The organism is Amycolatopsis rifamycinica (assembly GCF_000695625.1).
GTDB classification, from domain to species: Bacteria; Actinomycetota; Actinomycetes; order Mycobacteriales; family Pseudonocardiaceae; genus Amycolatopsis; species Amycolatopsis rifamycinica.
The window spans coordinates 118,940-128,334 of sequence record NZ_JMQI01000058.1 but is presented as its reverse complement, the minus strand read 5'-3'; the positions used below and the strand labels follow the sequence as shown (position 1 = coordinate 128,334).

General features: G+C 72.4%; 10 protein-coding genes. 8 read left to right on the top strand and 2 right to left on the bottom strand.

Annotated features, from left to right (window positions below; genetic code table 11):
* Nucleotides 1-24 precede the first annotated feature (24 nt).
* The gene (locus DV20_RS27590; RefSeq protein ID WP_043785294.1) at nucleotides 25-960 is read right to left on the bottom strand and encodes a ferritin-like domain-containing protein; all 936 of its coding nucleotides are present in this window, start codon (nucleotides 958-960) and stop codon (nucleotides 25-27) included.
* A 108-nt stretch (nucleotides 961-1,068) separates the two neighbouring features.
* Here DV20_RS27590 and rimP point away from each other — a divergent pair, with 108 nt between their 5' ends.
* The 8 genes from rimP to DV20_RS27550 all read left to right on the top strand — a co-directional run bounded on the left by rimP (nucleotide 1,069) and on the right by DV20_RS27550 (nucleotide 8,287).
* Nucleotides 1,069-1,611 carry a ribosome maturation factor RimP gene (rimP, locus tag DV20_RS27585; protein WP_043785291.1) on the top strand — a complete coding sequence of 181 codons (543 nt, stop codon included), beginning with the start codon at nucleotides 1,069-1,071 and terminating at the stop codon, nucleotides 1,609-1,611.
* A complete protein-coding gene (nusA, locus tag DV20_RS27580; RefSeq protein ID WP_043785288.1) occupies nucleotides 1,608-2,654 on the top strand; it encodes a transcription termination factor NusA in 1,047 nt (348 codons plus the stop codon). Before rimP ends, nusA begins: the two co-directional genes overlap by 4 nt.
* A 77-nt stretch (nucleotides 2,655-2,731) precedes the next feature.
* Nucleotides 2,732-3,049: a YlxR family protein gene (locus tag DV20_RS27575; RefSeq protein WP_084093700.1), complete on the top strand. Its 318-nt coding sequence runs from the start codon at nucleotides 2,732-2,734 to the stop codon at nucleotides 3,047-3,049.
* Nucleotides 3,050-3,127: 78 nt separating this feature from the next.
* Complete coding sequence (gene infB, locus DV20_RS27570; protein ID WP_043785284.1) at nucleotides 3,128-6,127, top strand: translation initiation factor IF-2; 3,000 nt, start codon at nucleotides 3,128-3,130, stop codon at nucleotides 6,125-6,127.
* Between the two features lie 72 nt (nucleotides 6,128-6,199).
* Nucleotides 6,200-6,493, top strand: coding sequence for a DUF503 domain-containing protein (locus DV20_RS27565; protein WP_043785282.1), 294 nt, complete (start codon nucleotides 6,200-6,202; stop codon nucleotides 6,491-6,493).
* A gap of 19 nt (nucleotides 6,494-6,512) precedes the next feature.
* Entirely contained in the window at nucleotides 6,513-6,992 is a 480-nt protein-coding gene (gene rbfA / locus DV20_RS27560) for a 30S ribosome-binding factor RbfA (RefSeq protein ID WP_043785280.1), read from the top strand.
* A gap of 3 nt (nucleotides 6,993-6,995) precedes the next feature.
* Nucleotides 6,996-7,814 carry an alpha/beta hydrolase gene (locus tag DV20_RS27555; RefSeq protein ID WP_043785278.1) on the top strand — a complete coding sequence of 273 codons (819 nt, stop codon included), beginning with the start codon at nucleotides 6,996-6,998 and terminating at the stop codon, nucleotides 7,812-7,814.
* Nucleotides 7,811-8,287 (top strand): hypothetical protein, encoded by a 477-nt coding sequence (locus DV20_RS27550; protein WP_043785276.1) that lies wholly within the window; start codon nucleotides 7,811-7,813, stop codon nucleotides 8,285-8,287. Before DV20_RS27555 ends, DV20_RS27550 begins: the two co-directional genes overlap by 4 nt.
* On the opposite strand, the gene DV20_RS27545 is transcribed toward DV20_RS27550, so the two are convergent.
* Nucleotides 8,284-9,375 (bottom strand): hypothetical protein, encoded by a 1,092-nt coding sequence (locus tag DV20_RS27545; protein WP_043785274.1) that lies wholly within the window; start codon nucleotides 9,373-9,375, stop codon nucleotides 8,284-8,286. The two genes, DV20_RS27550 and DV20_RS27545, sit on opposite strands and share 4 nt — an antisense overlap.
* Between the last annotated feature and the right edge of the window lie 20 nt (nucleotides 9,376-9,395).

Here is a 9,395-nt window from a genome sequence, read left to right as displayed (position 1 = left end):
CCCGCCTCACCACTCACGACGGCGTCAGCTCGACTGGCCGGGCATGGCGATCGCCACCGGCTTTTCGCCCGCCTCGGAGCGCCACGGCGTGCCGCGGCGGGACGCCGCGACCAGTGCGTGCAGCGCCGTGGTGCGCAGACCGGCGTCGTCGGTGTGGTCGATCACCGCGAGCCACGCCGACGCGCAGTCCGCTTCGGCCGTCGCCACCACCTGCGACGCCGACTTCGCGTCCGTCACCGGCTTCTTGGGCACGTACGCCGCTTCGGGCGCCACCGGGGTCGCCCCGGCCGCCGAGAGCGTCGTCTGCAGGAAGTCGCGACGCAGGGCGTGCTCCGCCGCGCCGCTCTTCTCCGCGTCGCCGAAGTCGCCCGGGAGGAACGCGCCGACCAGGCCGTACACCCACACCGCGGCGTGCTCGGCCGCCAGCGCCACCTGCAGCGGGTCCACCGCCTCCGGGGGCACCGCGGCGGCCGGGGCGGTCCCCACCTTCGGGGCGTCCTCGCCCGGGCCCAGCGCCGGGGCGATGCGCTGCAGCGACGCGCAGCCCGCCGCCACCGCCGCGACCAGCCCGGCGCGGTAGCGCGGCAGGCCGCCGACGAGGTCTTCGGCCTGCTTGCGCGCGGCCGCCAGCCGCTCCTTCAGGTCACCCAGCGCCGCCGGGGCGGGCGGGGCGGGGGACGGCGACGGCTGGGGCCGGTTCAGCCGGTCCACTTCGGACTTCAGGGCGGCCGCGTGTGCCGCGCGCGCGTCGGCGAGCTGGCCGGCGGCGTCGGCGTCGGCGCCCTTGGCCAGCGCCCGTGCGGCGTCGGCGTCCGCCTGCGCGGCGGCCAGCAGCGGCTGCAGCGGGTCGGGGCTTTCGTCGTAGCCGGGCCCGCAGGCGGCGAGGGGAACGGCCAGTGCGGCCAGCGCCCCCGCGCGGAGGGCGGCACGGCGGGTCAGCTCGGTCGGTCTTCCGGTCACGCCGCCCCATCCTGCCAGGCCCCCGGGCGGCCCCGCCGCTCGCGCGGGGTCAGCGGGCGACCGGATAAGCTGGTCCACCACCGACCGCGCAACCGAGGAGAGCCCCACGTGCCAGGAGAACTCGCCAGCCGGCTTCAGCCGATAGTGGCCGAAGCCGTCACCGCCGCGGGTTTCGACCTCGATTCGTTCGAGGTGCAGCAGGCCGGCCGGCGTCAGCTGGTCAAGGTCGTCGTCGACTCCGACGACGGGGTCGGGCTGGACGAGATCGCCGAGATCAGCCGCACGGTCTCGGCGGCGCTCGACGAGAACGAGCACGTGCTCGCGAGCGCCTACACGCTGGAAGTCACCTCGCCGGGCCTCGACCGCCCGCTCACGCAGCCGCGGCACTGGCGGCGCGCGCGGTTCCGCCTGGTGAAGGTCACCCCGGCCGACGGCGCGCCGTTCGTGTGCCGGGTCGGTCACGCGGGCGAGGACGCCGCCCGCGTCCTGGCCGGCGGCAAGCTCCGCGACGTCCGCTACGCCGACGTGGCGAAGGCGGTCGTGGAGATCGAGTTCAAGCAGCCGCCGGCCGAGGACCTGAAACTGCTGGAAGACGACGCGTCCGGCATGATCGCTGCCGGTCAGGCCGAGACGGAGAAGGGGTCGAAGTGAACGTCGACATCGCCGCGTTGCGGGCGATCGAACGGGACAAGGACATCCCCTTCGAAACGGTGATCGAGGCCATCGAGACGGCCTTGCTCACCGCGTACAAGCACACCGAGGGCCACCAGCCGCACGCCCGCATCGACATCGACCGCAAGACGGGCCTGGTGCGCGTGCTCGCGCACACGCTGACCCACGACGGCCAGGTCGACGAGGAGTGGGACGACACCCCCGAGGGGTTCGGCCGGATCGCCGCCACCACCGCGCGCCAGGTCATCCTGCAGCGGCTGCGCGACGCCGAGCACGAGAAGACCTTCGGCGAGTTCTCCACCAAGGAGGGCGAGATCGTCGCCGGGGTGATCCAGCGCGACGCCCGCGCCAACGCGCGCGGCATGGTCGTCGTCCAGGTGGGTGACACCGAGGGCGTGCTGCCCTCCGGCGAGCAGGTGGCCGGGGAGTCCTACGAGCACGGCAGCCGGATCAAGGCGTACGTGGTCACGGTGTCGCGCAGCAACCGCGGCCCGCAGATCACGCTCTCGCGCTCGCACCCGAACCTGGTGCGCAAGCTGTTCGCGCTCGAGGTGCCGGAGATCGCCGACGGGACGGTCGAGATCGCCGCCGTCGCGCGCGAGCCGGGGCACCGCACGAAGATCGCGGTCAAGTCCACCGTGCCGGGCGTCAACGCCAAGGGCGCCTGCATCGGCCCGGTCGGCGCGCGCGTGCGCAACGTGATGAGCGAGCTGGCCGGTGAGAAGATCGACATCATCGACTACTCCGAAGATCCGGCTCGCTTCGTCGGGAATGCGCTGTCGCCCGCGAAGGTTGTTTCCGTACGAGTCGTGGACGAGCGGGCGAAGACCGCCCGTGTCGTGGTGCCGGACTTCCAGCTGTCGCTGGCGATCGGCAAGGAGGGCCAGAACGCCCGTCTCGCCGCCCGCCTGACCGGCTGGCGGATCGACATCCGCAGCGACGCCGCACCGGCGGACGACGAGGGTGATCAAGACCACGCCCGTCCGCCGCGGCCTGCCGCGACAACCGGTTCGGCTGAGTGAAGGTCGAAGCGCTAGACTCAGGAGTGGTTCGAAGCCCGCGGCGGGTAGCCGAGCACCAGCCCCACCGGATTTCCCCGGTGCGGACTTGTGTCGGCTGCAAGCGGCGGGCCTTGATCGGTGAGCTGCTGCGCGTGGTCGCGGTGGCCGGGCGGGTGGTCGTCGACGAGCGTCGGCGGCTGCCGGGCCGGGGGGCTTGGCTGCACCCCGACCCGGACTGCCTGGCCAAGGCCGAACGGCGGCGAGCCTTCCCGAGAGCCTTGCGGGCTCCCGGGGCGCTCGACGCCCGCGAGGTCCGCGAGCACGTCGGGCGCACCACCACGCACCACGAGCCCGGGACGTTCCCGGGGTCGCCGGGAATCAAGGAAGCAGGTCGACCCGTCATGAGTCAGCCGTGAAGCTGAAGCCATGAGCGTCAGACAATAAGGACGAGGTCAGCGGGTTTTCCGCCTGGCCTCCCCTAGATGAGGAGAGTTGTGCCAGGCAAGGCCCGCGTACACGAGCTCGCGAAAGAGCTCGGCATCACCAGCAAGGACGTGCTCGCGAAGTTGAAGGAACAGGGCGAGTTCGTCAAGTCCGCGTCGTCCACGGTCGAGGCGCCCGTCGCCCGCCGTCTCCGCGACGCGTATGCGCCCAAGGGCGCCAAGAAGCCCACCCCCGGTCCGTCGGCGCGCCCCGGTCCGCCGGCCGCCAAGCCCGGACCCGCCGCCCCGAAGCCCCCCGCGCCTGCCCAGCAGGCTCCGGCGGCCCAGGCGGCGCCCGCCCCGGCCGCTCCGGCTCCGGTGGCACCCCAGCAGCAGCAGGCGCCCGCGGCGGCGAAGCCGGCCACCCCGGGGCAGCGCCCCGGTCCCCGGCCCGGCCCGCGTCAGCAGCCTGCTGCGCCCGCACCCCAGGAGCAGGTCCCGGCCGCGAAAGCGGACGCGCCCGCCGCTCCGAAGCAGGACACCCCGGCCACGCCCCCCGCGGGCGGCACCGGTTCGGTCGTCCCGCCCAAGCCGCAGGGCCCCAAGCCCGGCGGTCCCAAGCCCGGCCCGCGCACCCCGCGCGTCGGCAACAACCCGTTCGGCGTCGGTTCCGGCGCTCCGGCCCCGCGTCCGCAGGCTCCGCGCCCCGGCGGCGGCCAGGGCGGCGACAACCGGCCCCCGCGTCCCGGCGGTGGCGCCGGCGGTGACCGTCCGGCCCCGCGGCCGGGTGGTGGCGCCGGTGGCAACCGGCCGAGCCCGGGCAACATGCCCCCGCGGCCGAACCCCGGCATGATGCCGGGCCGCACGCAGCGTCCCGCCGGTCCCGGTGGCGGCGCCCGCGGTGGTCCCGGTGGCGGCGCCCGTGGCGGCCCCGGTGGCGGCGGTCGTCCCGGTGGCGGCGGCGGCGGTTTCCGCGGCGGCCCCGGTGGCGGTGGCGGCGGCGGTGGCTTCCGCCCGGGTGGCGGCGGCGGTGGCGGCGGCGGCTTCCGCCCGGGTGGCGGCGGTCCCGGTGGGGGCGGCGCCCCGGCCGGTGGCGGCGGCTTCCGCGGTGGCGGCGGCGGTCGTGGCGGCCCCGGTGGCCGTGGCGGTACCGCGGGTGCCTTCGGGCGTCCGGGTGGTCCCTCGCGCAAGGGCCGCAAGTCGAAGCGGCAGAAGCGCCAGGAGTACATGGACAACATGCAGGCGCCCAGCGTCGGCGGCGTCCGCCTGCCCAAGGGCCAGGGCGAGACGATCCGGCTGCCGCGCGGTGCCTCGCTGACCGACTTCGCCGAGAAGATCGACGCCAACCCGGCTTCGCTGGTGCAGGTGCTCTTCCACCTCGGCGAGATGGTCACCGCGACGCAGTCCGTGTCGGACGACATCCTCGAGCTGCTCGGCGGCGAAATGAACTACAACGTTCAGGTCGTCAGCCCCGAGGAGGAGGACCGCGAGCTCCTGGAGACCTTCGACATCACGTATGGCGAAGACTCCGGCGAGGAAGAGGACCTGCAGGTCCGGCCGCCCGTCGTGACCATCATGGGTCACGTCGACCACGGTAAGACCCGCCTGCTCGACACGATCCGGAAGACGAAGGTCCGCGAGAGCGAGGCCGGCGGCATCACGCAGCACATCGGTGCGTACCAGATCGAGACCGAGCTCGACGGCAACCCGCGGCTGATCACCTTCATCGACACCCCGGGTCACGAGGCGTTCACCGCCATGCGTGCCCGTGGTGCGAACTCGACCGACATCGCGGTGATCGTGGTGGCGGCCGACGACGGTGTGATGCCGCAGACGGTCGAGGCGATCAACCACGCGCAGGCCGCCAAGGCCCCGATCGTGGTCGCGATCAACAAGATCGACAAGGAAGGCGCGAACCCGGACAAGATCCGGCAGCAGCTGACCGAGTACGGCCTGGTCGCCGAGGAGTACGGCGGCGACACGATGTTCGTCGAGATCTCCGCGCGGCAGAACATCAACATCGACGGCCTGCTCGAGGCGATCCTGCTGACCGCGGACGCCGCTCTGGACCTCCGGGCCAACCCGGACATGGAGGCCCAGGGTGTCGCGATCGAGGCGCACCTCGACCGCGGCCGCGGCCCGGTGGCCACCGTCCTCGTCCAGCGCGGCACGCTGCGCGTCGGTGACTCGGTCGTGGCGGGTGACGCCTACGGCCGCGTCCGCCGGATGGTCGACGAGCACAACGTGGACGTCACCGAGGCGCTGCCCTCGCGTCCGGTCCAGGTCATCGGCTTCACGTCGGTGCCCGGCGCGGGCGACACCTTCCTGGTGGTCGACGAGGACCGCGTCGCCCGGCAGATCGCCGAGCGCCGGTCGGCTCGCACGCGGAACGCGCTCAACGCGTCGCGCCGCAAGCGGGTCAGCCTCGAGGACCTCGACTCCGCCTTGAAGGAGACGAACAGCCTCAACCTGATCATCAAGGGTGACAACTCGGGTACGGTCGAGGCCCTCGAAGCCTCGCTGCTCCAGCTGGACGTCGGCGACGAGGTCGAGCTGAACGTGGTCCACCGCGGTGTCGGTGGCGTGACCGAGTCGGACATCGACCTGGCGACCGCGTCCGACGCGATCGTCCTCGGGTTCAACGTCCGCGCCCAGGGCAAGGCGACCGAGCGGGCCACCCGCGAGGGCGTCGACGTCCGGTACTACACGGTCATCTACCAGGCGATCGACGAGATCGAGCAGGCCCTCAAGGGCATGCTCAAGCCGGAGTACGAAGAGGTCGAGCTGGGCCGCGCGGAGGTCCGCGAGGTCTTCAAGTCCTCCAAGATCGGCACGATCGCGGGTTGCCTGGTCATGTCCGGCGAGATCCGGCGCAACGCCCGGGCCCGTCTGCTCCGCGACGGCACCGTCGTGGCGGAGAACCTGCCGGTCAGCTCGCTGCGGCGGTTCAAGGACGACGTGGTCGAGGTCCGCGAGGGCTACGAGTGCGGTCTGACGCTCGGTTCGTACGGCGACCTCAAGGTCGGCGACCTGATCGAGACGTACGAGCAGCGCGAGAAGCCCCGCGCGTAAGGAACGATCGACACCGGGTGTGCGTTTCCCGCGCACACCCGGTGTCTCCCTACTACACCACCCAAACTGCCTATGTTCGTCGGAGCTCTCGAGCTCGACATCCTGCTCGGCGACGTCCATTCGCTGAAGCAGAAGCGATCCGTGGTCCGTCCGGTGCTGGCCGAGGTGCGTAAGCGCTTCGGCGTGTCGGTGGCCGAAGCCGGGCACACCGACCTGCACCGCCGGGCCCTCATCGGGGTGGCCGTCGTCGCCGAAGGTGGCGAGCACGTCCGTGACGTGCTCGACTCGTGTGAGCGGTACGTGGCCGGCCGGCCGGAGTTCGAACTGCTCTCCGCCCGTCGCCGGTTGCTCGGCCCAGATGACTAGATCTTCCTAGGAGAACGACATGGCCGATCCTGCTCGGGCTCGCAAGCTCGCCAAGCGGATCTCGCAGATCGTCGCGTCGGCGATCGAACACGAGGTCAAGGACCCCCGGCTGGACTACGTGACCATCACGGACACGAAGGTCACCGGTGACCTGCACGACGCCACGGTGTACTACACGGTGCTCGGCGAGAAGCTGGACTCCGTCCCGGACTTCGCCGGTGCGGCCGCCGCGCTCGAATCGGCGCGCGGTGTGCTGCGCACGAAGGTCGGGCAAGGCACCGGGGTCCGCTACACCCCGACGCTGACCTTCGTCGCCGACACGATTCCCGAGGAGTCGAAGCGGATCGAAGACCTGCTCGCCAAGGCCCGTGAGGCCGACGCGGAGGTCGCGCGCCGCGCGGCCGAGGCCCAGCACGCGGGCGACGCCGACCCGTACAAGGCCCCTCGCGAAGACACCGAGGACGCCGACGAGTTGGCGGAGGAGGAGAGCCGGGGCTGACCCGTGCTCTCCCGCCGCGGCCTGCTCGCCGGCAGCGCACTGGCGCTGCTGGCGGGCTGCTCGTCCGCCCAGCCCCCGCCCGGACCGCCCCCGGTGCCGCAGCCGGCCCACCCGTCGGGACTGTCCGAGCCGGTGACGGTCCAGCGCATGCCCTCGGCGGCCCGCGGCACCGACGTCGACCTGGTGCTGATCACGCCCGAAGGCGTCCCGGCCTCGGGTCTGCCGGTGTGCCTGGCCCTGCACGGCCGTGGCGCCCGGGCGCGGACCTTCCTTTCGCTCGGCGTCCCGGAGCTGCTGACGGCGGCCGTCCGCGCCGGAACGCCGCCGTTCGCCATCGCGGCGGTCGACGGCGACCACTACTGGGTGAACGTCGGCGGTGCTGACGACCCGCAGCGCCTGCTCACCGACGAAGTCCCCGGCTGGCTGGCCGCCCGCGACCTGCGTCCGCCGTCGGCGGTGTTCGGCATTTCGATGGGCGGCTTCGGCGCTTTGCGGTTCGCCCGCGCTCACCCGGACGTGAAGGCGGTGGCCACGGCGAGCGCGGCGCTGTTCGTCAGCTGGCCCGACGCCCGCAGCCGCAAGTTGTTCGCGGACGAGGCGAACTGGCGGGCCGAGGAACCCCTGCTGCACACGGCCGACCTGCGCCCGCGCGGCCTGGGCGTGTGGTGCGGTGAGTCGGACCCGTTCCGCGGCGCGGACCGGCGGCTGGTGCAGGCGGTCGCGCCCGAGGTTTCCCGGTTCACCCCGGGCGGGCACGATGACCAATACTGGCGGGGCGTACTGCCGGAGATCCTGAAGTTCGTGGGGGAGCGCCTGTCGTGACCGACCCGTCCGGCCTGTCGAAGGCCGTCTGGACCGACGCCGACTTCCCGCGGATGGGCTGGCACGACTGCCGCGTCCACGCCCTGAGCGTCCTCGAGGACGACGACCCGTCGCCGGGCCGGCTCTTGTTGGACCTCGACTACATCGTCCGCTGGGTCGAGCCCGCTCGGCGAGAGAAGCACTTCACGTTCTGGATCGCCCCGGCGACCCTGGTGTTCGACGAAGCCTGGGACATCACCGGCACCGTCGGCCCGCTGTACGGCAGCCTGGAGATCGCGGACCTCCACCGCCTCGACCCGCCCGACGACAAGCCGTACCCCGGCTGGCACCTGGAGGGGCACGAGTTCGACCTGAGGTTCCGGGCGCGAGGCTTCCGGCAGTACATCCGCGCCCGGCCACAGCACGTCGACCGGCAGGTCCTCACCATGGCCGAACGCGGGGGACTCGGCTTCACCGAGCAGGCGTTCGCTTAGGCCACCATCGCGAAGGCGGCGTAGTACTCGCCGTCCATCGTGCGGGTGCCGCTGCGGTCGGGGCTGACCTCCGCGCCCACCCAGCCCTGGAACGCGCCCGAGTCGTCGATCACCTGCAGCAACGGCCGCACGTGGCTGTTCCCCAGGTAGCAGCCGTCGTACGACAGGCACTCGCACCAGAACTCGTAGGCGTTGCGCCGCCCGCCGAAGTCGCCCGTCAGGTAGTAGAACCGGCGGTCGCCGCTGTCGGCGAGCTTCCGCACGCACGCGTCGTACTCGGCCGTGCCCGGGTTGGGGCAGCAGGACGCCGCGTCGCACCCCGCGTTCCTCTGCACGTACCCGAGGCACGAACCGTCCGTGCAGGCGTTCCAGGTGGGGCCCACCGTGAAGCTGCCGCCCGACCCGCGGGCCACGGTGGTGACCTTCAGTTTGTTCCAGCTGTGCGCCTCGTACTTGTACGAGCGCTGCGTGGCGCGGATCGTGCTCATCGACGCCTTGCTCGTCTGGGCCAGCGAAGCGTTGCTGCCGTAGGCGTAGCCGCCCGTGATCGAGTACGTGTCGGTCACCAGCTGCATCCGGCCCAGGCCCGGGTGCAGCTCGGAGACCGCCCAGGTCTCGCCGAGGTTCACCGCCGTCGTGGCGCCGTTGATCGTGCTGCTCGTCCAGGTGATCGCCACCTGGCCGGACGCCGGGTCGTAGGCGTAGGTGCCGGTGAAGTGGCCGTTCGGGTCGCCGGTGAAGCCCGGCGCGGTCTTGATCGCGCAGTTGTTGCGCGGGTTGGTGCCCGGCTGGAACTCGCCGCAGTAGTAGACGTCCCCGCTGTTCACCGGAAGGGGGTAGTCGCGCTGGCTCCACGTCCAGAAGTTGTGCTGGACGGCGTTGCTCGACGGGTCGAACACGAGGTAGCCGAGCCGTAGGTAATTGCTGCCGGCGGCGTCGGTGAACCCGGCCACGCTGACCACCCAGTTCTGCTTGCCCAGCGGCGTCGCGGCGTGCGCGGCGGACGCGCCGAGCAGCAGCGTCGAGGCGAGCGCGGACAGAAAGACGGTCACGAACACGCCGAACCGGCGGAAAACCCCCATCTTCATGATCGGAGCGTAACTCATCC

What these genes read in the sequence shown, in the direction of transcription:
- DV20_RS27565 (WP_043785282.1), top strand. Translation starts at nt 6,200, where the DNA reads ATGTTCGTCGGAGCTCTCGAGCTCGACATCCTGCTCGGCGACGTCCAT.
- rbfA (WP_043785280.1), top strand. Translation starts at nt 6,513, where the DNA reads ATGGCCGATCCTGCTCGGGCTCGCAAGCTCGCCAAGCGGATCTCGCAG.
- DV20_RS27545 (WP_043785274.1), bottom strand. Translation starts at nt 9,375, where the DNA reads ATGAAGATGGGGGTTTTCCGCCGGTTCGGCGTGTTCGTGACCGTCTTT.